This is a genomic window from Streptomyces sp. NPDC006798, assembly GCF_040635975.1.
Taxonomy (GTDB): domain Bacteria; phylum Actinomycetota; class Actinomycetes; order Streptomycetales; family Streptomycetaceae; genus Streptomyces.
The window spans coordinates 97,056-122,869 of sequence record NZ_JBEYIS010000011.1 but is presented as its reverse complement, the minus strand read 5'-3'; the positions used below and the strand labels follow the sequence as shown (position 1 = coordinate 122,869).

Annotated in this window: 19 protein-coding genes; 12 read left to right on the top strand and 7 right to left on the bottom strand. The window is 71.9% G+C overall.

The window, feature by feature from the left end; genetic code table 11:
- Window positions 1-290 precede the first annotated feature (290 nt).
- From kdpF to ABZ714_RS10130, 10 genes are all read left to right on the top strand, one after another.
- The gene (kdpF, locus tag ABZ714_RS10175; RefSeq protein ID WP_358824710.1) at window positions 291-380 is read left to right on the top strand and encodes a K(+)-transporting ATPase subunit F; all 90 of its coding nucleotides are present in this window, start codon (window positions 291-293) and stop codon (window positions 378-380) included.
- 7 nt (window positions 381-387) lie between these two features.
- Entirely contained in the window at window positions 388-2,076 is a 1,689-nt protein-coding gene (kdpA, locus tag ABZ714_RS10170; protein WP_358824709.1) for a potassium-transporting ATPase subunit KdpA, read from the top strand.
- The gene (gene kdpB, locus ABZ714_RS10165) at window positions 2,073-4,178 is read left to right on the top strand and encodes a potassium-transporting ATPase subunit KdpB (protein ID WP_358824708.1); all 2,106 of its coding nucleotides are present in this window, start codon (window positions 2,073-2,075) and stop codon (window positions 4,176-4,178) included. The genes kdpA and kdpB overlap by 4 nt, the downstream gene beginning before the upstream one ends.
- 5 nt (window positions 4,179-4,183) lie before the next feature.
- Window positions 4,184-4,861, top strand: coding sequence for a potassium-transporting ATPase subunit C (locus tag ABZ714_RS10160; protein ID WP_358824707.1), 678 nt, complete (start codon window positions 4,184-4,186; stop codon window positions 4,859-4,861).
- 216 nt (window positions 4,862-5,077) lie between these two features.
- Complete coding sequence (locus tag ABZ714_RS10155) at window positions 5,078-6,889, top strand: ABC transporter ATP-binding protein (protein WP_358824706.1); 1,812 nt, start codon at window positions 5,078-5,080, stop codon at window positions 6,887-6,889.
- On the top strand, window positions 6,886-8,652 hold the full coding sequence (locus ABZ714_RS10150; RefSeq protein ID WP_358824705.1) for an ABC transporter ATP-binding protein: 1,767 nt from the start codon (window positions 6,886-6,888) through the stop codon (window positions 8,650-8,652). Before ABZ714_RS10155 ends, ABZ714_RS10150 begins: the two co-directional genes overlap by 4 nt.
- Window positions 8,653-8,978: 326 nt before the next feature.
- On the top strand, window positions 8,979-13,061 hold the full coding sequence (locus ABZ714_RS10145) for a hypothetical protein (protein WP_358824704.1): 4,083 nt from the start codon (window positions 8,979-8,981) through the stop codon (window positions 13,059-13,061).
- Window position 13,062: 1 nt separating this feature from the next.
- On the top strand, window positions 13,063-13,539 hold the full coding sequence (locus ABZ714_RS10140) for a hypothetical protein (protein ID WP_358824703.1): 477 nt from the start codon (window positions 13,063-13,065) through the stop codon (window positions 13,537-13,539).
- Window positions 13,536-14,471 (top strand): hypothetical protein, encoded by a 936-nt coding sequence (locus ABZ714_RS10135; RefSeq protein WP_358824702.1) that lies wholly within the window; start codon window positions 13,536-13,538, stop codon window positions 14,469-14,471. Before ABZ714_RS10140 ends, ABZ714_RS10135 begins: the two co-directional genes overlap by 4 nt.
- Entirely contained in the window at window positions 14,468-14,983 is a 516-nt protein-coding gene (locus tag ABZ714_RS10130) for a hypothetical protein (protein ID WP_358824701.1), read from the top strand. Before ABZ714_RS10135 ends, ABZ714_RS10130 begins: the two co-directional genes overlap by 4 nt.
- Before the next feature lie 110 nt (window positions 14,984-15,093).
- Here the strand turns inward: ABZ714_RS10130 and ABZ714_RS10125 are convergent, their stop codons facing one another.
- The 4 genes from ABZ714_RS10125 to ABZ714_RS10110 all read right to left on the bottom strand — a co-directional run bounded on the left by ABZ714_RS10125 (window position 15,094) and on the right by ABZ714_RS10110 (window position 19,877).
- The gene (locus tag ABZ714_RS10125) at window positions 15,094-15,915 is read right to left on the bottom strand and encodes an N-formylglutamate amidohydrolase (RefSeq protein ID WP_358824700.1); all 822 of its coding nucleotides are present in this window, start codon (window positions 15,913-15,915) and stop codon (window positions 15,094-15,096) included.
- A complete protein-coding gene (locus ABZ714_RS10120; protein ID WP_358824699.1) occupies window positions 15,912-17,261 on the bottom strand; it encodes a cation:proton antiporter in 1,350 nt (449 codons plus the stop codon). The genes ABZ714_RS10125 and ABZ714_RS10120 overlap by 4 nt, the downstream gene beginning before the upstream one ends.
- Window positions 17,262-17,264: 3 nt before the next feature.
- Complete coding sequence (locus tag ABZ714_RS10115; protein WP_358824698.1) at window positions 17,265-17,735, bottom strand: TrkA C-terminal domain-containing protein; 471 nt, start codon at window positions 17,733-17,735, stop codon at window positions 17,265-17,267.
- Window positions 17,736-18,338: 603 nt separating this feature from the next.
- Window positions 18,339-19,877 (bottom strand): FGGY family carbohydrate kinase, encoded by a 1,539-nt coding sequence (locus ABZ714_RS10110; protein WP_358824697.1) that lies wholly within the window; start codon window positions 19,875-19,877, stop codon window positions 18,339-18,341.
- Window positions 19,878-20,059: 182 nt separating this feature from the next.
- Here ABZ714_RS10110 and xylA point away from each other — a divergent pair, with 182 nt between their 5' ends.
- On the top strand, window positions 20,060-21,253 hold the full coding sequence (gene xylA, locus ABZ714_RS10105) for a xylose isomerase (RefSeq protein WP_358824696.1): 1,194 nt from the start codon (window positions 20,060-20,062) through the stop codon (window positions 21,251-21,253).
- Window positions 21,254-21,275: 22 nt separating this feature from the next.
- On the opposite strand, the gene ABZ714_RS10100 is transcribed toward xylA, so the two are convergent.
- The 3 genes from ABZ714_RS10100 to ABZ714_RS10090 form a co-directional block, all read right to left on the bottom strand.
- Window positions 21,276-22,496 carry an ROK family protein gene (locus tag ABZ714_RS10100; protein ID WP_358824762.1) on the bottom strand — a complete coding sequence of 407 codons (1,221 nt, stop codon included), beginning with the start codon at window positions 22,494-22,496 and terminating at the stop codon, window positions 21,276-21,278.
- Window positions 22,497-22,793: 297 nt separating this feature from the next.
- Window positions 22,794-23,330, bottom strand: a complete 537-nt coding sequence (locus tag ABZ714_RS10095) for a toxin-antitoxin system, toxin component (protein ID WP_358824761.1) — start codon at window positions 23,328-23,330, stop codon at window positions 22,794-22,796.
- A 122-nt stretch (window positions 23,331-23,452) separates the two neighbouring features.
- Window positions 23,453-24,136 (bottom strand): helix-turn-helix transcriptional regulator, encoded by a 684-nt coding sequence (locus tag ABZ714_RS10090; RefSeq protein WP_358824695.1) that lies wholly within the window; start codon window positions 24,134-24,136, stop codon window positions 23,453-23,455.
- A 235-nt stretch (window positions 24,137-24,371) separates the two neighbouring features.
- Between ABZ714_RS10090 and ABZ714_RS10085 the strand changes: the two genes are divergently transcribed.
- Window positions 24,372-25,448 (top strand): transcriptional regulator, encoded by a 1,077-nt coding sequence (locus tag ABZ714_RS10085; protein ID WP_358824694.1) that lies wholly within the window; start codon window positions 24,372-24,374, stop codon window positions 25,446-25,448.
- The last annotated feature ends 366 nt before the right edge of the window (window positions 25,449-25,814 follow it).

Below are 25,814 nucleotides of genomic sequence, written 5' to 3'. Positions count from 1 at the left end.
GGAATCGGCCGGATCCGATCGTTCCGGACCTCTCCGCCATCCTCGCCCCCGGCTGTGTTCCCGGCAGCCCGTACGGGCTCCGTACAGGAAGCGTCAAGAGGGGCGACCCACCCGTAAGGGACGTGTCAACGACGGCGGCGAACCGGACGAAACGGGGTTTCCTCGAACAGTCCGAAACCAAGCAGTTCCGATCACAAACAGGAGCTCACGATGGCCGACCTGGCCTTCGTCGTCACCACGGTCGCGGTCTTCGCGCTGGTGGCCGTCATCGCCAAGGGGGTGGCCAAGCTATGACCGCCGAGAACGTCGTCGGCCTGATCATCGCCGTCGCCCTGCTGGGCTACCTCGTCCTCGCCCTTCTGTACCCGGAGAGGTTCTAGCCCCGACATGAGTTCCGTACTTGCCGGAGTGCTCCAGCTCCTGGCGCTGATCGTGGCGCTCGCCCTGGTGCACCGTCCCCTCGGCGACTACATGGCCGGGGTCTACTCCGCCGACAAGCATCTGCGGGTCGAGAAGTGGATCTACCGCGCGATCGGGGCCAACCCGAATACCGAGATGCGCTGGCCGTCCTATCTGCGCGGGGTGCTCGCCTTCTCCGCCGTCTCGGTCCTCTTCCTCTATCTGCTCCAGCGGATCCAGGGGTCGCTGCCCGGGTCGCTCGGATTCAGCTCCATCGACCCGGACCAGGCGTTCAACACCGCCGCCTCCTTCGTCTCCAACACCAACTGGCAGTCCTACTACGGCGAGCAGGCCATGGGCCACGTCGTCCAGACCGGCGGCCTCGCGGTACAGAACTTCGTCTCCGCCGCCGTCGGTATCTCGGTCGCCGTCGCCCTGGTCCGCGGGTTCGCCCGCAGCCGCACCGGTGAACTGGGCAACTTCTGGGCCGACCTGGTCCGCGGAGTGGTCCGGATCCTGCTGCCGATCTCGGTGATCGGCGCGATCCTGCTGGTCTCCCTGGGGGCCGTACAGAACTTCGCGGGCATCCACGACGTCGGCCAGTTCACCGGCGGCGAGCAGCAGTGGAACGGCGGCGCGGTCGCCTCCCAGGAGGTCATCAAGGAGCTGGGCACCAACGGCGGCGGCTACTTCAACGCCAACTCCTCCCACCCCTTCGAGAACCCCGGGCCCCTCTCCAATCTGCTGGAGATCTTCCTCATCCTGCTGATCCCGTTCTCGATCACCCGCGCCTTCGGCCGGATGGTCGGCAACGTCCGGCAGGGGTACGCGATCCTCGGCACCATGGCGCTGATCTGGATCGGCTTCACGGCGCTGATGATGTGGACCGAGTTCGCCCACCCCGGGCCCGCGTTCCAGGAGGCGGGCGGCGCGCTGGAGGGCAAGGAGGTCCGGTTCGGGGTCGGCGGCTCGTCGATCTTCGCGGTGGCCACCACCCTCACCTCCACCGGCGCCGTCAACAGCTTCCACTCCTCCTTCACCGGCTACGGCGGCGGAATCACCATGCTGGGCATGCAGCTCGGGGAGATCGCCCCCGGCGGCGTCGGCTCCGGCCTCTACGGCATGCTGATCATGGCGATCATCGCGGTCTTCATCGCCGGACTGATGGTCGGCCGCACCCCCGAGTACCTGGGCAAGAAGCTCGGCACCCGGGAGATCAAGCTCGCCGCCTGCTACATCCTGATCACCCCGGCCCTGGTCCTCGGCTTCACCGCCCTGGCCGTGGCCCTGTCGACCCCGCCGGAGTCGATTACCAACACGGCGGAGAACGCGGTCGGGGGCTCGGCGGCGCACGGCTTCTCCGAGATCCTCTACGCCTACACCTCCGGCGCCAACAACAACGGCTCCGCCTTCGCCGGGCTCAACGCCGACACCCCGTGGTTCAACACCACCATCGGTCTCGCGATGCTCCTCGGCCGCTTCCTGCCGATGGTCTTCGTTCTGGCGCTGGCCGGATCGCTGGCCGAGCAGAAGCCGGTCCCGGCCACCGCCGGAACCCTCCGGACCGAGAAGCCGCTGTTCACCGGGTTGCTGGTCGGCACGATCCTGATCATCACCGGACTCACCTACTTCCCGGCGCTCGCGCTGGGCCCGCTCGCCGAAGGGCTTGCGTCATGAGCACGATAACTCCGCCCAGAGCACCCCACTCCGATCTGCCCACCGGCCACAAGCCCGCCGACGGCCGGGTCGGCGGGGGACTCTTCGACCCCCGGCAATTGCTGAAGTCGCTCCCCGAGGCGCTGCGCAAACTCGATCCCCGGGTGATGGCCAAGGCACCCGTGATGTTCGTGGTGCTGATCGGCTCCGTACTCACCACCGGACTGGCCCTCACCGACCCCGGCGACTGGTTCGGCTGGGCGATCACCGGCTGGCTCTGGCTGACCGTGATCTTCGCCAATCTCGCCGAGGCCGTCGCCGAGGGCCGCGGCAAGGCCCAGGCCGACACCCTGCGCAAGGCCAAGACCGACACCGTCGCCCGCCGGCTCGCCGGCACGACGGAGGAGCGGGTGCCCGGCACCGAACTCCGGATCGGCGACCGCGTCGTCTGCGAGGCCGGAGACGTCATCCCCGGCGACGGCGATGTGGTCGAAGGCGTCGCCTCCGTCGACGAGTCCGCCATCACCGGCGAGTCCGCGCCCGTCATCCGGGAGTCCGGCGGCGACCGCAGCGCCGTCACCGGCGGTACGAAGGTGCTCTCCGACCGGATCGTCGTGGAGATCACCACCAAGCCGGGGGAGACCTTCATCGACCGGATGATCGGCCTGGTCGAGGGCGCGGCCCGGCAGAAGACCCCCAACGAGATCGCCCTCAACATCCTGCTGGCCTCGCTGACCGTGGTCTTCCTGCTGGCCGTCGTCACCCTCAAGCCCTTCGCGGTCTTCGCCGGGGCCGACGAGCAGACGTCGATGATCGTGCTGGCCGCCCTGCTGGTCTGCCTCATCCCCACCACCATCGGCGCCCTGCTCTCCGCCATCGGCATCGCGGGCATGGACCGGCTGGTGCAGCGGAATGTGCTCGCCATGTCCGGCCGGGCCGTCGAGGCCGCGGGCGACGTCTCGACCCTGCTCCTCGACAAGACCGGCACCATCACCCTCGGCAACCGGCAGGCCGCCGAGTTCGTCCCCGTCGGCGGTGTCACGGCCGCCGAACTCGCGGACGCCGCCCAGCTGTCGTCACTCGCCGACGAGACCCCCGAGGGCCGCTCGATCGTGGTCCTCGCCAAGGAGAAGTACGGGCTGCGCGAACGGCACCGGGGCGAACTGGCCGGCGCCGAGTGGATCGACTTCACCGCCCAGACCCGGATGTCCGGGGTCGACATCGACGGCCGCAAGGTCCGCAAGGGCGCCACCGGTTCGGTGGTGAAGTGGGTACGCGAACAGGGCGGCACCGTCACCGACGACACCGACCGGCTCACCGACGAGATCGCGAACGCGGGCGGCACGCCGCTGCTGGTCGCCGTCGAGGACCGCGACGGCGCCCGGATCCTCGGCGTCGTCCACCTCAAGGACGTCGTCAAGGAAGGGATGCGCGACCGGTTCGAGGAACTGCGCCGGATGGGCATCAAGACCGTGATGATCACCGGCGACAACCCGCTGACGGCCCGGGCCATCGCCGAGGAGGCAGGTGTCGACGACTTCCTCGCCGAGGCCACCCCCGAGGACAAGATGGCCCTGATCAAACGGGAGCAGGCGGGCGGCAAGCTGGTCGCCATGACCGGCGACGGCACCAACGACGCCCCGGCGCTCGCCCAGGCGGATGTCGGCGTGGCCATGAACACCGGCACCTCGGCCGCCAAAGAGGCCGGGAACATGGTCGACCTCGACTCCAACCCCACCAAACTCATCGAGATCGTGGAGATCGGCAAGCAACTGCTGATCACCCGGGGCGCGCTGACCACCTTCTCCATCGCCAACGACGTCGCCAAATACTTCGCGATCATCCCGGCGATCTTCACCGCCGCCTATCCCGGCCTCGACACCCTCAACATCATGCGGCTCTCCTCGCCGGAGTCGGCGATCCTGGCCGCCGTGGTCTTCAACGCGCTGATCATCGTGGCGCTGGTACCGCTCGCCCTGCGCGGAGTGCGCTACCGGCCCATGAGCGCCGACCGGATGCTCCGCCGCAATCTCGCGGTCTACGGACTCGGCGGACTGATCGCCCCCTTCATCGGCATCAAAATCATCGATCTGCTCATCTCAGCGATCCCTGGCATCGGGTGACGACCATGAACACCTCCGTACGGAACACGGGCCGACTGCTCTCGGCCGGGCTGCGGGCCCTCCTCGTCCTGACCTTGGTCTGCGGGGTGGTCTATCCGCTCGCCGTCACCGGCGCCGCCCAGGCCCTCTTCCCCGGCAAGGCCGACGGCTCGGAGATCAGCTCCGAGGGGAAGGTCGTCGGATCATCCCTGATCGGCCAGTCCTATCTGCTGCCGAAGGAGAATCCCGAAGATCCCGACGAGAAGCCCCGGCCCGATCTGCGCTGGTTCCAGCCCCGGCCGTCCAACGGGCTCGGGACCAACACGGTCAACACCCAGTACTCCCTCATCCTCTCCGGCGCCACCAACCGGGCGGGGAACAACACCGAACTCGTCCAGTGGGTGAAGGAGGCCAAGGCGGCGGTGATCGCCGACAACACCACCAAGGGATGGCGGCCGGAAGCCGGGGACGTACCGCCGGACGCGGTCACCTCCTCCGGCTCGGGACTCGACCCGCATATCTCGCCCGCGTACGCGGAACTCCAGATCCGCCGGGTCGCCGAACGCCACGGCATCCCCGTCGAGCGGGTGGAGAAGCTGGTGAAGGAGCACACCGACGGCCGGATCCTCGGCTTCATCGGCGAACCGAGGGTCAATGTCCTCGAACTCAATGTGGCCCTGCGGGAATCGCTCGGGGACAAGTGACGCCGGGGCGTGCGAGCGGGTCCGGGACGGACCGGGCGGTGCACCGGGCCCGACCGGGGGCGAGGCCTCCGGTCGGGCGGCCGTGACGGATCGCCCGGGACTCGGGGCGGGCCGTGACGGACCGGGGCGGGGCTTCGGGCGGGTGCCGGAAGCCCCGTACCGGATTGCCGCAAAAACCGGTCGATGCCCCCGCCCCGCCGCCCTAGGGTGGCGATCATGGGGCGAAGACGACAGGCCGAACTGGTGGACATCCTCGGCGGCGGCGACGACCCGGGCACCCCGGACCGCCGCGGCCCCGTCCGCTACCTCGCCTGGACCGCCCGCGCCCAATGGACCAGGGTCGCCACCGGAGCCCTGTACTCCGTCGGCTGGCTGGCCGGACTGACCCTCGTCCCCTATCTGCTCGCCCGCGCCGTCGACGACGGCCTGGAGAGCGGCGACCGCCGGGCCACCGCCGGATGGGTCGCCGCCCTCCTCGTCACCGCCGTGGTCACCGCGGTCGTCGGCACCCTCCGCCACCGCACCATGACCCGGGCCAGGGTCGACGCCGCGTTCCGTACCGTACGCGTCGTCGTCCGGCACTCCACCCGGCTCGGCGCCGTACTGCAACGCCGGGTCAGCGCCGGGGAGATCGTCACCGTCGGCCTCGGCGACGCCGCCGCCATCGGCAACGCCCTCACCTTCCTCGGCCCCGGCATCGGCTCCCTCGTCAGCTGCGGAGCGATCGCCGTACTGCTGCTCGACGTCTCCCCGGCGCTCGCCGCCGTCGTCCTGCTCGGCGTCCCCCTCGGCGCGCTCTGCGTCGGCCCCCTGCTCGGCCGGCTCCAGGGCGCCGAAACCGCCTACCGCACCCGGCAGGGCGAGTTGGCCGCCCGCTTCGGCGACATCGCGGGCGGACTGCACGTCCTCAACGCCGTCGGCGGCAAGGAGGAGTACGCCGCCCGCTACCGGCGCGGCTCCCGCGAACTCCGGTCCCAGGGCTATCGCGTCGGCGCCGTCAACAGCTGGCTCGAAGCCCTCACCTACGGGCTGCCCACCCTCTTCCTCGCCGTCGTGACCTGGCTCGCCGCCCGGATGGCCGCCCAGGGCGAGATCACCGTCGGTGAACTGGTCGCCGTCTACGGCTACACCGCCGTCCTCGGCCTCCCCGTGATCTTCCTCATCGACAGCGGCAACGACATCAGCCGAGCCCTGGTCGCCGCCCGCCGGGTGATCCGCTTCCTCGACCTCGAACCCGACCCCCTGCGCACCAGGGCGGCCCGGGCCGAAGCCCCCGCCGGACCGGCACCCCTGCACGACCCCGCGTCCGGGGTCACCGCCGCCCCCGGTGTCCTCACGGCCCTGGTCTCCGGCCGCACCGCCGAGACCGCCCGGGTCGCCGACCGCCTCGGCCGGTTCCGCCCCTCCGACACCACTTGGGGCGGCGTCCCCCTCGGCACCGTCGACACCGATGCCGTACGGAGCCGGATCCTGGTCGCCGACAACGACGCCGCGATCTTCGCCGGACCCCTGCGGGACGTTCTCGCCGGACGCCACCGGCCCACCGACGCACAGATAGAGGAAGCCCTGCGGACCGCACTCGCCCAGGATGTGGTCCGGGGCCTGCCCGCCGGACTCGACTCCCCGGTCCGGGCCGGGGGACGCAACATCTCCGGCGGCCAGCGCCAGCGGATCCGGCTCGCCCGCGCCCTGGTCGCCGACCCCGAGGTGCTGATCGCCGTCGAACCGACGTCCGCGCTCGACGCCCCCACCGAAGCCGCCGTCGCCGGACGGCTCGCCACCGCCAGGCAGGGCCGTACCACCGTCGTCACCACCACGTCGCCACTCGTCCTGGACCGGGCCGACACCGTCTACTACCTGGTCGACGGCGCGGCCGTCGACCACGGCACCCACCGGGAGCTGCTGGCCCGCCAGCCCGGCTACCGGCGGCTCGTCGCCCGCGACGACCCCGAAGATACTGACGACACGGAGGCCGTGACCGGTGCGCCCGGGGCCCGTACCACCGCACCGACAGGGGAAGCCCGATGACCACCGGCACGACCCCCACGTCCGCGCTGCCCGTCGCGACCGGTGCCGCCGTCCGCCGCGCCGCCCTCCGGCTGATCCGGCTCGAACGGCGCGCCTTCCTCACGATCCTCGCCGTCAACGCCCTCGCCGCCGCCGCAGCCCTCGCCGCCCCCTGGCTCGTCGGCCGGATCGTGGACGAGGTCCGCGACGGCGCCGGAACCGGCACCGTCGACCGGCTCGCCCTGGCCATCGTCGGCTTCGCCGTCGCCCAACTGCTGCTCACCCGCTGGGCCCGGTACATCGGCCACCGCTTCGGCGAACGGAGCATCGCCCGGGTCCGCGAGGAGTACGCCGAACGCGCCCTCGCCGCCCCCGCGTCCGTCGTGGAACGCGCCGGGACCGGCGACCTCACCGCCCGCGGCACCACCGATGTCGCCACCGTCGGCAGCGGACTCCGCGACGCCCTGCCCGACGTCCTCGTCAACAGCGTCCAGTCGCTCTTCCTGGTCGCCGCCGTCTTTACCGTCGACCCCCTGCTGGGCACTGTCGGACTGATCGGACTGATCGGAGTCTGGCTCGTCACCCGCTGGTATCTGCGCCGGGCCGAAAGCGCCTACCACGAGGAGGGCACGGCCAACTCCGATCTCGCCGAGGAACTGGCCGCGACCGCCACCGGCTCCAGGACCGTCGAAGCCCTCGGCCTCCAGCAGCGCCGGATCGACGCCGCCGAGACGGTCGTCCGGCACTGCCTCCGCACCCGGCTGCGCACCCTCCATCTGCGCTCCGTCCTCTACACCGGTATCGACATCTCCTATCTGCTGCCGGTTGCCGCCGTCGTCATGCTCGGTACCGTCCTCGTCGACCGGGGCACCGTCACCCTCGGCGCCGTGGTCGCCGCCGCCCTCTATCTGCGCCAGCTCGCCCAGCCCCTCGACGCCGTCCTGATGCGAGTCGAACAACTCCAGAGCGCCAAAGTCGCCTTCGCCCGGGTCGAAGGGCTCGGACTCGTCCCCCGTACCGACACCGGACCGCCCGCGCCCGAACCCGACGGCGAGCGGATCGAGATCCGCGACGCGCACTTCGCCTACGACGGCGGCGGCGACGTGGTCCGAGGCGTCGAGCTGACCGTACGACCCGGGGAACAACTCGCCCTGGTCGGACCGTCCGGCGCCGGAAAGACCACCCTCGGACGGCTGCTCGCCGGACTCGACACCCCGCACACCGGATCCGTCACCGTCGGCGGGGTCCCCGTCGCCGCCCTCGACCCGGCCCGGCTGCGCCGCCATATCGCCCTCGTCACCCAGGAACACCACATCTTCCTCGGCACCGTCCGCGACAACCTCCGGATCGCCGCCCCGGACGCCGACGACACGGCACTGCGTGCCGCCCTGGCCGCCGTGGGCGCCGACTGGCTCACCGAACTGCCCGCCGGACTCGATACCGAGATCGGCGTCGACGGCCATGTCCTCGACGGCGCCCAGTCCCAGCAACTCGCCCTGGCCCGGGTCGTCCTCGCGAACCCCCACACCCTGGTCCTGGACGAGGCGACGGCCCTCCTCGACCCCCGTACCGCCCGCCACACCGAACGCGCCCTCGCCGCCGTCCTCGCGGGCCGTACCGTCATCGCCGTCGCCCACCGCCTCCAGACCGCCCACGACGCGGACCGCGTCGCGGTCATGGAGGACGGCCGCCTCACCGAACTCGGCACCCACGACGAACTCGTCGCGGCCGGGGGAGCGTATGCGGCGCTCTGGCACTCCTGGCACGGTGGGGAGACCGGCTGATCCCCGTTGTCCCGCGGTGACTTCACACGCGGGATAACGGCGCTATCGCACGGGGATATGGTTCGCCGCCCACCGCTCGGTGACAGTGCTCCGCGGAATCAATGGGCCGGTCACGGCCGAGATCCACTTTCCGCACCCCGACAAGATGCGTGCGCCGAGCACGTAATGGGCCCGGATTCTTCCTTTCGGCTGTGGTTGGATTCGGTGCCGTGAACGGCCGTACCCGCCGGAAGTGCGCCTTTCACAAAGGTCGTTGTCGTGTCCGTGAAACACTGGCACCCGAGAGGACGTCCTCCGTGATACCTCGTCAGCGCCACCGAAGAACCGTGTTATTCGGAAACCGCCGCACCTGGTCGGCATCCCATCTGATCGGCGCGTGCACCGTCGCACTCCTCGCCACACTGCTTCCCGGCACCGCCCTCGCGGCCGGTCCCCGCCCCGCCGGGGACGCCGAGCACCAGGAGCGGACCAGCCGTACCGACGGCCCCGGCACCCCGCGCGCGATTCCCGCGGAGCGGCGCGCCGACTTCCCGGGCGCGTCCCGAGGGACCTCGCGGGACCGCGCCTGGACCACGGCGGGTGACGCCGACGGTTTCCATGTGATGGTCGCCGACGCCGAGAACGGCTACGCCTGGCGTACCGCCGCCACCTTGAAGGAACCGGGCTTCGAAGCCGATTCCTGGATAGGCAACGCGTGCGTGACGCGTTCCGGGAAGCGCGCCGCCGTGGCGTACGCGCCCCGGACCTTCACCAACAAACCCGAACTGATGGTCCGCGGGGCCTTCGCGGCAGTGGTGGACCTGACGACCGGGAAGGTCACCAAACTCCCCAAGACCGTATCGCTCGCCTACTTCTCTCCCGGCTGCGGCGCCGGCGAGCGCGCCGTCTTCACCCAGCTCACCCATGACAAGGACAAACAGACCGGGACCCGGCTCATCGGGGTCGACGCCGCGCGGGGCCGGGCCTCCGCTCCGGTGCGCGTCGGCGGTCAGGTCACCTCCGCCGTCCCCACCGAGCAGGGCATCGTGGCCGCCCGGGGCCACGGGCTCGTACGGATCGGCGACGACGGCCGGGTACGGGAGATCGCCCGGACCCGAACCGTTCCCTTCCAGCTGCGCCCCGACCGGTCCGGCGGCGTCGTCTTCGCCGAGCGCCTGCCGTCTTCGCCGGGCACGGACCTCACGGAGAGCGTGGCCCGACGGGTCAGCGCCGAACAGATCGCCCGAGGCCGGGCCACCCCGGCCACGCTGGCCCGCGGCCCCCTCACCTCCTGGGACCTGTCCGCCGCCGCCGACGGAACGGTGTACGTGACCGGCAGCGCCCGGACTCAGGGGCCCCTGCCCGCGGCCGTCCGCAATCCCGGCACCCTCGGCAAGGACGACCGGATCTCCACCCTGGGCGAGACCGCCGTCTCGACCTCCCGGCCGACCGCCTCCAGCGCCCGGGGAACCGGGGCAGCGGGCCCCGAAGCCACCTCCGCACGCCCGGCCGCCGACGGCGCCCGGACCCTGCGGACCGGGCTGCACGCCATCCGCACCGGGGCGAAGATCACCCTGGAGGCCGTGCCCGGCGCGCTGCCGGTGGCACGGGACGCCGTACAGGCCGGTGCCGCGACATCACCGGCGCTGCCCCGTCCCCGGAGCGACGGCGGCGCTTCCGTCCTCGCCGCTTCGCCCACCAACCCGGTGGAAGCCGAGCGGACCTGCTCCGTGCCGCGCGGTGATCCTCGCAAACAGGCACTTCAGCCGACGCCGCGCCAGGTGGAATGGGCCGTCAACCAGGCCGTGATCGACGAGTTGTACCGGCATGCGAACCGGCCGGCCAACTGGAACAACACCGGGATGTCGGCCTACTCCCCCCAGGTGCTCTTCCCGCTCCCCGTTCTGGAGGGCGATCCCAACGGCGTGGTCGACCGCGCGGACGAATACCACATCCCGTCCCAGATCATGCTCGGGGTGACCGCGCAGGAGTCCAATATGTGGCAGGCCACCCGGACGGTGGTGCCGGGACTCACCGGAAACTCGCTGATCGGCAATTACTACGGAGTCTCCTACTCGTCCGACGGAAACCAGTCCGACCCCTGGGCCGTCAACTGGTCGAAAGCCGACTGCGGCTACGGCATTTCCCAGGTCACCGACGGAATGCGGCTGGCGGATCACACCCTGACCACCGCGCAGAAGGAAGCCGCCGCACTCGACTACTCCGCGAACATCGCCTACGGAGCGCAGATCCTGGCCTCCAAGTGGAATGAGACCCGGATCGCGGGAATGACCGTCAACGGCGGCAATCCCAAGCACATCGAGAGCTGGTTCTTCGCGCTGTGGGCCTACAACTCCGGCTTCTACCCCCAGTCGGCGGCCGGACACAACAGCGGTAAATGGGGCGTGGGCTGGACCAACAACCCCGCCAACCCGCTGTGGAAGGAGAACCGGCTGCCCTTCCTCGAAGCGGCCGGTGGCGGCGACGACTACTCGCACGCCGCGCACCCGCAGGACTGGCCCTACCAGGAGAAGGTGATCGGCTGGGCGGGCCGCCCGATCTCGGCGATGGCCAAGCCCGGTGAGATGGTGGTGGGCTACCGGCCCGCCTGGTGGAACAACAATGCCTTCCGTACCCGGGCCAAGCCCCCGAACATGCTCTTCTGCACGGCCGCCAACGACTGCGACCCCGGGAAGATCAGTGACGGCGCGTCCAACCAGACCGGCCGTGGCCCCTGCCTGCTGCCCGGCGACCCCGACGAGAACAATCCGCTGTATCTGAAGTGCTGGTGGCATCACGAGGTCACCTGGAAGAACTGTGAGGCCGCCGCCGAATGCGGATACCCGGTCCACCGGTTCAACACCACTTACCCGGAGCAACCCAATGAGAACACCTCGTACCCGCCGAGGTGCGACCACGGGCTTCCGGCCGGAACCGTCGTCGTCGACGACATCCCCAGCGGGGTCACGCCAACCGGCCAATCCGGTCATACCTGTGGGGCGAGCGGATCCGGTGGAACATTCGGCTTCACCTTCGCCGCCTCCAACGGCCACTATCCGGGGAAGATGGACCTCCATCAGATCGGGGCGGGCTACGGCGACCACTTCTGGTTCACCCATACCCGCAAACCCTCCTCCGCCGACGGCCAACGGCTGCTGACCACCGGGACCTGGACCCCGAGCCGTACCTTCGACCAGTGGGTGAGGATCCTGGTCCACGTCCCCGACCACGGCGCGCACACCCAACAGGCCCGGTACGAGATCGACACCGGCACGGGCGCCTTCACCCGCAGCAGAACCCTGGGCCAGGAACACAAGTCCAACAAATGGGTCTCCCTCGGCGTCTACCGGGTCAACGGCACCCCACGGGTGAGACTCGCGAGTACGGCCCTGGACGGCACCGGTGACGAGGACGTGGCGTGGGACGCCGTCGCCTTCCAGCCGCTGCCCGCCAAACCCAGACATGTCGTCGCGGTACTCGGTGACTCCTTCACCTCCGGCGAGGGCGCGGGGGCGTACTCCCGGGAGAGCGACAAGGACCACGGCACCGCCCAGTGGAACGCCTGCCGCCGCAGCGACAACGCCTGGGCCCGGAAGCTGGTGCTCCCCGGTAACACGACTCCCCTCGGCACCCTCACCGACGGCTTCGGAACCGCCGCCGAACTGGGCTTCACGGCCTGCTCCGGGGCGATGACGAAGGATGTCGCCGCGGTACCCAGCGGCAATCTGCCGCAGCCGCACCGGGAGGGCCGGTTCGGCGAGGTCCTCCAGACCGACTCGGGAGTGCTCAGCCCCGATACGACCCTGGTGATGCTGACCCTCGGCGGCAATGACGAGGGCGGCTTCGCCGCCGCCATGCAGGAGTGCGGAGGACTGAGCAACTGCGCCAACGACGCCGGGTTCCTGCCCAAGTACCGCGGTGTCGTCGACCGGATGATCCCCGACCTCGAAGCCGTCCTCGCGACGGTGGCGGCCCGGGCGCCGCAGGCGAGGATCGTTCTGATGGGCTATCCGGAACTCCTGAGCCGTACCGAGAAGTGCAGCGGATCGCTCTACTACGACCTGACGGAGGTGCAGGCCCTGGCGGAACTGGTCGGCTACGCCAACACCCGGCAGCGGACGCTCACCGACCTCCTGCGGACCGGTCCCGGCCAGATGAAGATCGACTACGCCGACCCGGTGAGCGCCTTCGTCGGCCACGGCGGCTGCGACACCGACGAATGGATCAACAAATTCGTCCTCGGCCCCAACGGTGACGGCGACTTCCATCTCGGCGACCCCGCCGCCGTCCCGGCCGCCTGCCTCTGGGGCGCCCTGGGCGGCAAGTGCCTGAGCCGTGAATCCTTCCACCCCAAGAACGCCGGGACCACCGGCTACGCGACGGTCATGCAAGCACGGCTGCAGGCCATCGGATATCAAGGAACGCCCTGAGATGACGGAGGACTCCCGTCGGCGCACCCGCTCCGTGGCGGGTGGGTGCGCCGTCGTCCCGGCGATCGCCGCACTCCTGGCCGCCGGATTCCTCGTACTGGTGTCCCTGGCGGCCACCGAATTCTTCGGCCGCTCGGCCGAACCGCCCAAGAAGCCCACGACGGCCGCCGCCGCCGAGGTGACGCGAAACCGGCTGGAGTACGCCGCGCGCGACGGAGACCTCAGCACCGAGGACATCGCCCACGCGGCGCGGAACGGGCAGTGGCGGACCGACACCGGGTCCACCGCTCTCGGTATCACCGTCGTCTATCCGGCGACCGGGGACACGCCCGCCCGCTGCTATCGCTTCGTCGTTCCACTGCCGCTGAACAGCGGCACCCGGGTAACCCTGCCACGGCCCGGAGACGGCTGCGACGAGCGGCTGTCGCCCTCCCCCCATGCCGATCCGTCCACCACACCGAAAGGTCTCGTGACGTGAGAAAGCTGTCCATCACGGTGAGCGCCGCGGCGATCGCGGCGGTGCTCGCCGGCTGTGGAACACCACAAACGGAAGGTTCCTCCGGTGGTGCCGCCCCGGGAAACCCGCCACCGGTCGCGGCCACCGCCCTGCCCACGGCGCCCGGGAGCGGCCTGACCAAGGGCCTGGCCCTCCCCGTCGACCAGTACATCGTTCAGCCCGCCGACGGCTACGTCCGCCAGACAGTCGTGGCGGACCAGTGGCGCTCGTGCATGGCGCGCTACGGATTCGCCGACTTCGGGCCCCCGCGGGCCGATCCGCGGTCCGTCGCCGTCCAGGTCGATACCGGACTGGGGCGGCGCTACGGGGTCTCCGACCTCGCCTCGGTCACCAAGTACGGCTATCACCTGCCCAGGGACGTACCCGAGGCACCCCACTGGGAGCCCGCGCCGGGCGCGGAGACCGCCGTCTTCACCGGGGCGGGGGAGCAACTCGTCGACGGGGCGTACCAGGGGCGGGCGGTACCCGAAGGCGGCTGCCGGGGCGAGGCGCGCCGGATGTTCCCCGTACCCCGGTCACCCCATGCGGAACGGCTCGGCCTGAAGTCCTTCGAGGCGTCCCGCGAAGCTCCGGCGGTGGTGGCCGCGGTCGGCCGCTGGGCGGCCTGTATGAAGGCGGAAGGCTACGACCGGGAGCATCCGCTGGACGACCTGGAGCGGTACGGCATCCGGCTGCAGAACCCGAAGCCCGACACGAAGGAGATCGCCCACGCGGTCGCCGATGTCACCTGCAAGGAGCGGACCGGGCTGATCGGGATCTGGCACGGTGAGGAGACCGCCCGGCAGCGGACGGCGATCCAGGCGGACGCGGACCGGCTCGCCGCCGAGAAGCGGACCAAGGACACCGGTACGGCACAGGCACGACGGGCATACGAGACGGGGGCCGAGCGATGACCATCTGGAAGAGGACCGCCGGAGTGGTGGCGGCCGGAGCCCTGGCCGCGCTCGGCCCGGCACCGGCCCCCGCGGCGGCGGTGCCGATCTCCTACGAGGCGGACGCCTGCGGCTCCTCGGGGAACCGTTACTGCTTCGCCCTGCACTACAACAGCCGTGGTGGCCAGACCTGGTACTCGGACAGCCCCTGTTTCGTCTCGAACAAGGACATCCCCAATCACGCCGGATACTCGCCGAACGGTGTGGCCCAGGTGGTGTACGTCTTCACGGCCGGCCAGATGAACTGGAGCGCCGCCGTCTGTGTCCTCAGCAACAGCGGTGACGGCCAGCCGGTCAAGAACAACGCGGCTTCGGCGGCCAACGGGGAGTGCTCGGTGTCGTACCGGGTGTACTACAACTCCGGTTACAGCGGTCCGAACCAGACCTTCGGTCCGACCTGCGGGGACTACTGGCCCGCGGTCGACCTGAACTCCGGGGTCAAGAACAACAACGCCTCGTCCGCCAGGTTGTGACCGTGTCCGCCGGCCCGACCGGGCGGTGAACGAAGACGGCCCCGGCCGGAGCGTGTTCCCACGTTCCGGCCGGGGCCGCCCGTCGCCTGGCCGGTGCCGTACGGCCCCGTTCAGTCCCGCTCGGTCCCCGTTCGGTCCCGGTGCGCGCCGATCGCGTCCACCAGGGCGGCGAGAGCCGTGGCCAGGGCGTCGAGGCCGTCATGCGGCTCGCCGCCCGGCTCCGTCATATACAGATCCCGGCGGATCTCGATCATCAGACCGGTCACCCTCGGGTCCCCGTAGTACGCCAGCGGGATGTACGTCCCGGCGAACGGGGTGTCCGGGGCCGTACCGCCGAAACCGCCGAAGGCCCGTTCCGCCGCGGCGACCAGCCACGGCGGGGTGTGGCCCGCGTCCGTGCCCAGACAGACCGGCGGACGCGGCCCGTCGCCGTGGAGTTCGTACGGCAGCCGGGCGCTCGGGTAGGAGTGGACGTCGACCAGCACCGCGCGCCCGGTCGCCGCGATCCGGTCCGCGACCGCCTCGGTCACGGCCCGGGCGTACGGCTCGAAGAACCGGGTGACCAGCGGGCCCGGATCCGTGTCCGCCGGGCGCAGCGGCTCGCCGTGGGTGGTCCGGGTGTAGACCGCGCCCATACCGACCGCGAGCATCTCCTCCCGCTCGTCGGGGAACCGCTCCGGGTCGACCACGAGCCGGGAGAGCCCGTTGACGAACCGCCAGGGCTCCCGGCCGCCGCAGCGCCTCGCGGCGGCCTCGGCGAGCGGGGCCGTATGCGCGTCCGTGATGTGGTCCAGCTCCCGGGCCAGCGCCGCGTCGTCCGGCAGCAGGGCCGATCGGACGTCCGGCGGGATCGTCCGGGACGAGTGCGGGACGTGCAGCAGGACCGGGGAGTCCGGGGCGCCGGGGATCAGCCGGTACGGCTCCGGAGTCACGCCGGGTCCTCGGCGGCCCGGCGGACCACGGGGTCCTCGGCCGCCACCGGGTCCCGTACGGGGTCGGCGTCCTCCACGGAGATCCCCTCGGCGGTCTTCGCCGTGGACGGGGTGTCATCGGCCGTCTTCGGGGCCACCACGACCTGTGCGGGCTCGCAGTCGTCCGGAGCCGGAGCGGATGCGGCCACCGGCCCGCCGCCGTCCACGAACCGCAGCAGACAGGGCTCCGTCCAGCGCGCGGCCAGCGGACCCAGGATCACCAGAATGAGGACGTACGCCGTCGCGATCGGGCCGATCCTCGGCTCCGACGCCACCGCGAGGCCCGCGATCACGATGGAGAACTCGCCGCGCGCCACCAGCGCGCCGCCCGCCCGCAGCCGCCCCTTGGGGCCGATGCCCGCGCGCTTCGCCGCGTACCAGCCCGTACCGATCTTGGTGGCGGCCGTGACGACCGCCAGCAGCAGCGCGGGCAGCAGGACCGGCGGGATCTCCGTCGGGTCCGTCGACAGACCGAAGAAGACGAAGAACACCGCCGCGAACAGGTCACGCAGCGGCGTCAGCAGCTTGCGGGCGCCCTCCGCGACCTCGCCCGAGAGCGCGATACCGACCAGGAACGCGCCGACCGCCGCCGACACCTGGAGCTCCTGCGCCACGCCCGCGACCAGCAGCGTCAGCCCCAGCACCACCAGCAGCAGCATCTCCGGATTGTCGGAGTTCACGGCCCGGCTGATCACCCGGCCGTGACGGAGCGCCAGATAGAGCACGATACCGACGGTCCCGAGCGCGATCAGCAGCGTCACACTGCCGCCCGCCAGACCGACCCCGGCGAGCAGGGCCGTCAGCAGCGGCAGATAGACCGCCATCGCCAGGTCCTCCATCACCAGGATGCCCAGGATCACCGGGGTCTCCCGGTTGCCCAGCCGCTCCAGGTCCGTGAGCACCTTGGCGATCACGCCGGAGGAGGAGATCCAGGTGACGCCCGCCAGGGCGACCGCCGCGACCGGGCCCCAGCCCAGCAGCAGCGCCGCCGCCGCGCCCGGCACCGCGTTCAGGACGAAGTCCACCAGACCGGACGGATACTGCGTCTTGAGACTGCCGACGAGTTCGGAGGCGCTGTACTCCAGACCGAGCAGAAGCAGCAGCAGGATCACGCCGATCTCGGCGCCGACCGCGACGAAGTCCTCACTGGCGCTCATCGGCAGCAGTCCGCCGGTCCCGAACGCCAGCCCCACCAGCAGATACAGCGGAATGGGGGAGAGCCCGATCCGGCCCGCGAACCGGCCTATCAGACCGAGCCCGAGGATGATCGCCCCGAGTTCGATCAGGAGTGTCGTGGTGTGGTGCACGGCTCAGCCTTCCGCGATGATCTCGGTGAGGGCGTCGACACCCTCACGGGTGCCGACGGCTACCAGGGTGTCCCCGAGGGCGAAACGGAAGTCCGGGCCGGGGGAGGGGTGGGCCCCCGTACGGCGCAGTACGGCGACGATCGAGGCACCGGTACGCGCCCGGGCCCGGGTCTCGCCCAGCACCTCGCCGATGTAAGGCGAGCGGGTGCCGATCAGGATGTGCTCGGTCACCAGATCGATGCCGTCGGTGCGGACGGCGTCGATCGGCTCCGGGTCGATCAGATGCGCCAGCGCCGTGGCCTCGGCGGAGGACAACGGGACCTCCACCACACAGGCGTCGGGGTCGTCCGACTTGTAGAAGCCCAGGAACCGGCGTCCGTCGTGGTGTACGACGACGGAGATATGCCGACCCGCCTCGGTCGTGAAGTCGTATTGCGTACCGACTCCCGGCAATGAGGTCCGACGAGTGCCCATGGTCGCCTCCCGGGGCGTGACAGAGCCGCCCGCGGGACCGCCGCAGGGGATGCGCCGGGCCGTCGAGCGGCGAAAGGTGGGTAGAACGGACGCATCTTACGGTGTACATGCCGGGGCTCTGCTGGCGCCGTTGAGGTATGCGGGGTTCCCGCGCCCCTGGGGCCCTGAGCTGTGCCCCCTGCTTTCGGGCGGCGGAGAGTCCTTTGGGGTGCGGAGAATCGCGCGCTCGGCCCAGGACGGCCCGGCGCCCTGATGTTGTCGGCGGCCTGCGGACCGTCCGTGGCTGGTCTCGCAGTTCCGCCCCCTACGCCTGGCGGCGTGGGGGGACCCTCCGCGCCACCTGGGTCGCCCTCCTGACCGCTCTTTCCCGGAGGCGGGTCCCTCCTGCCGTGGGCGGGCCCCTTTCAGGGCCGGCGCTCGGGGGAGCATTGAGGGGCGCGGGGAACTGCGCGACCAGCCACAGAAGGCGCGCGGTCGCCCGACGGCCTTCGCCCGGCCGGGCGGATGGCGTGGGCCTCACCCGGAGGGCCGAGACGCTGGGGCCCCATCGCCGAAGGCACAGGGCGCGGGCCGGTCCGGAAGGCGCGCGGCGCGGCCCGGTTGTCAGAGGCGGCGCTCCGACGCCAGCGCGTCGATCGCCGTCGAGACGCGGTCCCACGTCCCGGCGTCCCGCTCCAGCCCGGGGAGTTCCGTCGGTGCCGGGCCCGCCTCGGCCCAGGCGGCGGAGATCGCGACCGGGTCAGCCCCCGACACCGCCGCCGCGGCCAGCGCCGCCGCGCCGAGGGCCGTCGGATCCGTCGCCGCGGGCAGGATCAAGGGGCGGCCGGAGAGGCGGCGTACGGTCTCCACCCAGTGCCGCCCCCGCGCCCCGCCGCCGATCAACCGCAGCGGCAGCGCCGCCGTCTCCGGCCGGGAGGGGTCGAGACCGCAGGCGGCGAGGACTTCGTCCAGGGCGCGCAGTACCGAGACCACCGCCCCCTCGTACGCGGCGCCCAGGATCTGCTGACGGGACGTGGCGTGCCGCAGTCCGGTCAGCGTTCCGGAGGCGCCCGGCAGATCGGGGGTCCGTTCGCCGTCGAGATACGGCAGCAGGACCAGTTCGCCACCGGCCTCGGCCGCCTCCCGGCCGAGCCCGAGCAGTTCCGCGATCCGGTCCACCGCGAGCGTGCAGTTCAGGGTGCAGGCCAGTGGCAGATACGTACCGTCGGTGGCGGCGAATCCGGAGAGCGCCGGGGTCACGGGCCGGACCCGGGTCGCCGCGTAGACCGTGCCGGACGTACCGAGGCTCAGTACGGGGGAGTCCAGCAGACCCGCCCCGCCGAGACCGAGCCCGACGGCCGCCGCCATGTTGTCGCCCGTGCCCGCGGCGACCGCGATCCCCGGGGGCAGTCCGAGGTGGTCCGCCGCCGGGGCGGTGAGGGTCCCGGCCCGGGTCCCGCCGGTCGGGGCGACCTCGGGCAGCAGCCCCGGGTCGAGTCCGATGAGCGCGAGGACTTCGGGGTCGTACGCCCCTGTGCCCGTCGCGTACCAGCCGGTGCCCGACGCGTCGCCCGGGTCGGTCACCGCGACCCCGCAGAGCCGCTCGGTGAGGAAGTCGTGGGGGAGCCGTACGGCCGCCGCGGCGGACGCGGACTCCGGTTCGCGCTCGGTTAGCCAGCGCCACTTGGCCGCGGTGACCGCCGCGACCGGGGCCGAACCGGTCCGGAAGGCCCATACGCGAGCGCCGTCGTCGTCGCTGCCGTCGCCGTACGCCGTGCCGTCCGGTGACCCGCCGAACGCCTCACCGAACGCCTCCGTCAGCGCGGCGGCCTGCGGCGCCGAGCGGGTGTCGTTCCACAGCAGGGCCGGACGGACCGGACGGCCCGCCCGGTCGAGGACGACCAGACCGTGCTGCTGGCCCGCCACCGCGATCCCCGTCACCGCCGACGCCGGAACGCCCGCCTCCGAGAGTCCGCGCGCGACGGCGTCCCGCAGGGCCGACCACCACCCCTCCGGATCGCTCTCCCGGGCGCCCCCGACCCCGCCGACCTCGTGCGCGGCCCGGCCGACGGCCAGCGCGCGACCGGTCTCCGCGTCCGTGACCACCGCCTTCGCCGACTGGGTCGAGCTGTCCACACCGATGACCACGGCCCGAGCGGGCATCGCTCCACCTCTTTGTGCGCGATCCATTTGGATGTCCGGCGAACAAATTACGCCAACCTCCGCCGAGGCGACAGGGGTTGTGCCCCTATCGCATCTCACGGTCGCTGTGCTTCCTTGGTATCGCATTAGTCATCCGACCGAACAAACATCTCGTCACCTCGCGATCGAAGGCGGTCACCACCATGTCGGCAGCAGGCAGCGCAACGACGGCCGGGAGATATCTCCCCACCCCGGAGGACCGGTTCAGCTTCGGACTCTGGACGGTCGGCTGGCAGGGCCGTGACCCCTTCGGCGACGCCACCCGGCCGCCCCTCGACCCGGTCGAGACCGTGCACCGCCTCGCCGGCCTCGGGGCGTACGGAGTCACTTTCCACGACGACGACCTCATCCCCTCCGACGCCTCGGAGCCCGAGCGGGATCGCCGGATCGCCCGCTTCCGTGCCGCCCTCGACACCACCGGCCTCGTCGTCCCCATGGCCACCACCAACCTCTTCACCCACCCCGTCTTCAAGGACGGCGCCTTCACCGCCAACGACCGCGACATCCGGCGGTACGCGCTCCGCAAGACCATCCGCAATATCGACCTCGCCGCCGAACTCGGGGCCCGGGTCTATGTCGCCTGGGGCGGGCGCGAGGGCGCCGAGTCCGGTGCCGCCAAGGACGTCAGGACCGCGCTCGACCGGCTGAAGGAAGCGTTCGACCTGCTCGCCGACTATGTCACCGCCCAGGGCTTGCCCCTGCGGTTCGCCCTCGAACCCAAGCCCAACGAACCCCGGGGGGATCTGTTGCTGCCGACCGTCGGCCACGTCCTCGCCTTCATCGAACGGCTGGAGCGACCCGCCCTCTTCGGGGTCAATCCGGAGGTCGGCCATGAGCAGATGGCAGGACTGAACATCACGCACGGCGTCGCCCAGGCCCTGTGGGCGGGCAGACTCCTCCATATCGATCTCAACAGCCAGAGCGGCGTCAAATACGACCAGGACCTCCGCTTCGGCGCCGCCGACCCCCGCTCCGCCTTCTGGCTGGTCGACCTGCTGGAGTCGGCGGGATACCAGGGCCCCCGGCACTTCGACTTCAAACCGCCGCGCACCGAGGACACCACCGGGGTGTGGGCCTCGGCCGCCGGATGTATGCGGAACTATCTGATCCTCAAGGACCGGGCCGCCGCCTTCCGGGCCGACCCCCGGGTCCGGGACGCGCTGCGCGCCGCCCGGCTCGGCGAACTCGCCGTCCCCACCGCCGCCGACGGACTCGAAGGGCTGCTGGCGGACCCGTCCGCGTACGAACTCTTCGACACCGAGGCGGCGGCGGAACGCGGAATGGCCTTCGAGGCGCTGGACCAGCTCGCCCTCGACCATCTGCTCGGCGTCGGCTGACCCGCTCCCGCCGGCCGGTGTGTCAGCCGGCCGTCACCCGGCCCGTGTACGCCAGGGGATCCGTGAGGACGTCCTGGACGACCAGGCCCGCCGCGCCCCGGACCGCGTCCGTCGACGGGGACGACGCCCGCAGCCGAGCGGCGGCCACCGGCCAGAGGCCCGAGACCACCCGCCCCGCCAGTTCACGGGAGGCGGGCGGGCCCAGCCAGGGGCTCAGCGGCCGGTAGATCCCGCCCAGCACCACCGCGTCCGGGTCGAAGAGATTGACCGCCGCCGCGAGCACCCGGCCCAGCATCATCCCCGCCCGGGCCAGCGCGAGCAGGGCCCGCTCGTCGCCCGCGCGGGCGCGATGGGCCAGCTCGGCGACGGCCGTGGCACCGTCGGACTCGTCGAGCCCGGCGGCCCGCAGCAGCGCCGACTGGCCCGCGTACTGCTCCAGGCAGCCCCGGGCGCCGCAGCGGCACTCGGGCCCGTCGGGGGCCACCACGGCATGGCCGATCTCCCCGGCGAAGCCGTGTGCGCCGCGCAGCAGTTCGCCGCCGAGTACCAGCGCGCCGCCGACCCCGATCTCCCCGCTGAGATAGACGAAGGTACGGGCGTCGCCGAGGCCGCCGAACCACAGCTCGGCCAGCGCCGCCAGGTTCGCCTCGTTCTCGGCGCGGACCGGGAGGGCGGGCAGCCGGGGGCGCTGGGCGGCCAGGGACTCGGCGAACAGGGTCTCGGCGGGCACCCGGTTCCAGCCGAGATTGGGTGCGGAACGGACCGCTCCGGAGGCGACGAGCCCGGGGAGGGCGAGCGCCGCGCCGACCGGATGGAGCTCCTGTTCGGCGGCGGAGACCAGGGCCCGGGAGGCGATCCTGGCCGCCCGGGCCAGGACCCGGGCGGGGGCCGCGCCCCGGTTGTCGAGGTGTTCCACCAGGCGGACCCGGTCGGTGCCCGCGAGATCGACGACGCAGACGGAGACGTAGTCGACATTGATCTCGACGCCGAGGCCCGCGACTCCGGTCCTGGCCACCTTCAGTACCGTCCCCGGCCGGCCCGCCTGGCCGCTGAACGTCTTGCCCGACTCGGAGAGGAAGCCCGCCTCCAGCAACTGCTCGACCAGGGACGAGATCGCGGCCCTGGTCAGTCCGACCCGGGCGGAGACCCCGGCGCGGGTGGTCTCCCCGGCGTCGCGGACCGCGCGCAGGACGAGGCTGAGGTTATGGCGCCGTACGGTGTCCCGCCCGGCCTTGGGCTCCAGCGGATCACGACCGGAACGTACGGCTCCGCCCGGGGCCGGGCGGCTCGCGGCGGCCCCGCCCCGGGAGGTGGCGGCGATCCCGGCGGATCCCCCCGCCGCCCCCGCCGCTCCTCCGGCGGGGCCTCCCGCCGTCGCCCCGGGGGCGGCCGGACCGGGCCCCGCCGCCACGGGTCCGGGACCTGGACCGGGGCCCGGGAGCGTCGCCGGGGCGGGCCCGGGGGAGGGGAGCGGGACGTCGGCCCGGTGCGTCACCGGGTGGTCGGCCCGCGCGGATCGCGCGGCTCTGTCCATACGGCGTCAGCCCTGGGGTCCGCGGTAACCCAGCGACGCCTCGATACGGCCCGCGAGCCCGTCGCGCGGGTGGGTGCCGCGCCCGGCCGGTCCGGGACCGGCCAGCCAGGGGCGGCAGCGGCTGCCGAGCAGCAGTCCGAAGCTCTCCGCCTCGTTCTCCTCGCACTGGTCGAAGCGGGTCCTGGCGGCCACCGAGAGGACCGTGTCCCGCAGATCGGCGTCGTCGGAGAGCAGCCGGGCGGCGACCTGGGCGCCCTCCACATGGTGGGAGCGGTGCCCCGCCTTCATATGCCACAACTCATGACCGAGGATGACCAGTTGATGATCGGGTGCGGTTCGCTCCTCGATCACGATCAGATCCTGTTCGGTCATGTCGAGCCAGAGACCGCTCGCGGTCCCCGGCGGGAAGACGGCCGTACGGAACAGCACCGGCCGGCCCCGCTGCGCGCTCATCCCGGCGCAGAGGGCCGCGTAGAGATCGGCGGGCTCCGCGGGCGCGGGCAGATCGATCGCGGCTACCAGCTCACCGCAGAGCCGACGCATCTGCTTGCCTATGCTCACCGTTCTCCTCTCCCCCCTCGGCGCCCCTCGCCGTCCGGCCGCGTCCGCGCGCTCCGCGGACCGGCCCCTCCGCATCCTCGCGCGAACCGGGGCCGGTGCTGAAGTCAGGTTTCCGTCTGGTTCAGGCCGTTCGCCGGGCCGGAATCGGCCGATTCGCCGCGCCCGGTCGGCTTGACGCTCTCCAGCAGCATGTCGAGCCATTCGGTGACCTTGTCGCGGTGTTTGTCCGTGGGGAGCTGGGCCGCCCGCCAGGCGATCCCGCGTACCCCGTGGTCGAGCAGCAGCCGCTCCAGCGGATCGCCGTCCACGGCGAAGTCCGTCAGCAGCCGCTGCTCGGTTCTCAGCAGGGCGTCGTTGAGCGCCTGGGTGTCGTCGGCGGTGAGGAATCCGGCATGGACGCCGAAGAACCGCTGGATCGCGTCGCAGTGCTCCATGGTCGGCCGCCGGTCGCCGTTGATCAGGGCACCGGCCTGCTGGCGGGACATCCCCGCGCCGTCCGCGATCTCCTGCTGGGTGTAGCGGCGTCCGTTGGGCTTCAGCCGGGTGGTGCGGAGCAGGTCGAGGCGCTGGAGGAAGCGCGCCTGGAGGTCGGGCTCCCCGGCCGGGCGCCCTTCGAGGAGGGCGGTGGCCACATCGGCGGGCACACCGGACGCCTCCGAGAGCTGATGGACGTCGAAGACCTCGCCGTGGCTCAGTCCGAGTCGGTCCGCGAGTTCGGCGACACGGGTCACGGAAGCCGCCAGGGTGTCCGCGGCTGCCGGACCCGGAACCGAGAAGCCGTCTGTCACCAGTAGGTCTCCTAGATCACGCGAGAGGGCTCCGCACACAGTTGGCTGCCCGGAGATTAACGGTTTCGGAGCCGGTCAACCAGCTTTTGCCACAGCTGTGGCGGGATCCATGCGGTCAGGGGCGCAGAATGCCACGATAGTTGACATGCTCTGCTGAGCAGGAGCAGGATCGCGGGGCGGGGTGAAGATCAATGACGCCGCCGCGGCGAGAAATTCGAGAAGGGTGGCGTTCTCGATGACACATGAGACGGGGGTCGACCGTCCTGGTGTCCACGGGCGTCGGGGATGCACGGGGACCGGGAGCGGCCGGGGCAGTCTGCGGTCGCGGAGATTCGCCGACCTGGTCCGCGGGCGCCGTGAGGAGCTGGGTCTGAGCGAGGCCGATGTGGCGGCCCGGCTGGACATCAGCACCGGGGCGTACGGCAGCTGGGAGCGTACCCCCGCCCACGAGTGGACCGAGGAGCGGCTGCACGCTCTGGTCAAGGCGCTGGAGATGACCGACCAGGAGGGCGGCTGGCTGTTCCGGCTGGCTGTCGACCGGGAGATGCCGGCCTCCGCCCAGCCGCCCGCCCGCAAGGACGTCCTGCCACTGGGGCCCGCGCGGCCCTCGGGCGCCGCCTTCCCGCGGCGTACCCCGGTCGGTCCGCTGCTGCCGTTCCCGCCGATCACGTCCCCGCCGCCGCGCTCGGCGCCGACCCCGCCCGCCGACCCCGCCACCCAGGCCTATCTGCGGGACTACGCGGTCATGATGGACGCCGTCCCGCTGCCCTCGGTCCTCTTCGACCGGCGCTGGGACGTGGCCCATGCCAACCCGGCGTTCGAGGAGCTGTTCCGGGAGGTCGGGGCGCATCCCACCGCGATGCCGGACCAGAACTTCCTGCGGTTCGTCCTCTTCCACCCGGACGCCGGATCGGTGCTCGCCGACCGGGAGACCGGCTGGTGCCTGCCGCTGCTGGCCCAGTTGGAGACGGCGCTGGAGCGGTACGCCGACGACGGTGTGCTTCAGGCCATTCGCCGGGACATCGAGGACGACCCCATCATGGACGCGGCCTTCCGCAGCGGGCTGCCGCACTGGGTGCGCGCCACGGGCGCCGCCGCCGTCCATCACGACGGCGCCGTGCGGACGGTCTACCACCCCGACCCCCGCTGGGGCCGGGCGGAGTGCCGGATCGTCGACGAGACCCCGGCGACGCTGGAGGAGTGCGGCTACACCCGGATGACCCTGGTCCTGCGGGAGTTCGGCACACCCGGCGCGCCCGACGCCCGGCGGAAGAAGTCCAAGACGCATCTGCGTGCGGTCGGCGGGGCCTGAGCGGCCGGACACCCCGCGACGGTGACGGTATGTCACCGAGGCCGAAAATATCCGGAATTGGCCACTCCGAAGGGTGAGGGCCTTGTCAGGCCCGACCGGCGGCAGCAGCATGTCCGCATGTCCCAGCAGAGTTCCGCCGGAGCGGCGGAGCGTCCGGGCGGCCCGTCGGCCCGCCCCGTAATCCAGCGGTGAGCGCCTCTGCGCGCGGTGGCCGTCCGGTCTGCCGTACAGCCCGTGGCCGGTGTCGCCGCCTGCTTTCCCGCCGGCGGGCGGGGGAGCCGTCAGGAGGGCGCGGAGAAACGGCCCGGCCCGTGGTACGGGCCGGGCCGCGAACGGCCTACGGCGTCCCGACGGCGCCCTTCGGCC

Coding starts and splice junctions, on each gene's coding strand:
- kdpF (WP_358824710.1), top strand. CDS start 291: ATGACCGCCGAGAACGTCGTCGGCCTGATCATCGCCGTCGCCCTGCTG.
- kdpA (WP_358824709.1), top strand. CDS start 388: ATGAGTTCCGTACTTGCCGGAGTGCTCCAGCTCCTGGCGCTGATCGTG.
- kdpB (WP_358824708.1), top strand. CDS start 2,073: ATGAGCACGATAACTCCGCCCAGAGCACCCCACTCCGATCTGCCCACC.
- ABZ714_RS10160 (WP_358824707.1), top strand. CDS start 4,184: ATGAACACCTCCGTACGGAACACGGGCCGACTGCTCTCGGCCGGGCTG.
- ABZ714_RS10155 (WP_358824706.1), top strand. CDS start 5,078: ATGGGGCGAAGACGACAGGCCGAACTGGTGGACATCCTCGGCGGCGGC.
- ABZ714_RS10150 (WP_358824705.1), top strand. CDS start 6,886: ATGACCACCGGCACGACCCCCACGTCCGCGCTGCCCGTCGCGACCGGT.
- ABZ714_RS10140 (WP_358824703.1), top strand. CDS start 13,063: ATGACGGAGGACTCCCGTCGGCGCACCCGCTCCGTGGCGGGTGGGTGC.
- ABZ714_RS10130 (WP_358824701.1), top strand. CDS start 14,468: ATGACCATCTGGAAGAGGACCGCCGGAGTGGTGGCGGCCGGAGCCCTG.
- ABZ714_RS10115 (WP_358824698.1), bottom strand. CDS start 17,735: ATGGGCACTCGTCGGACCTCATTGCCGGGAGTCGGTACGCAATACGAC.
- ABZ714_RS10110 (WP_358824697.1), bottom strand. CDS start 19,877: ATGCCCGCTCGGGCCGTGGTCATCGGTGTGGACAGCTCGACCCAGTCG.
- xylA (WP_358824696.1), top strand. CDS start 20,060: ATGTCGGCAGCAGGCAGCGCAACGACGGCCGGGAGATATCTCCCCACC.
- ABZ714_RS10095 (WP_358824761.1), bottom strand. CDS start 23,330: ATGCGTCGGCTCTGCGGTGAGCTGGTAGCCGCGATCGATCTGCCCGCG.
- ABZ714_RS10085 (WP_358824694.1), top strand. CDS start 24,372: ATGACACATGAGACGGGGGTCGACCGTCCTGGTGTCCACGGGCGTCGG.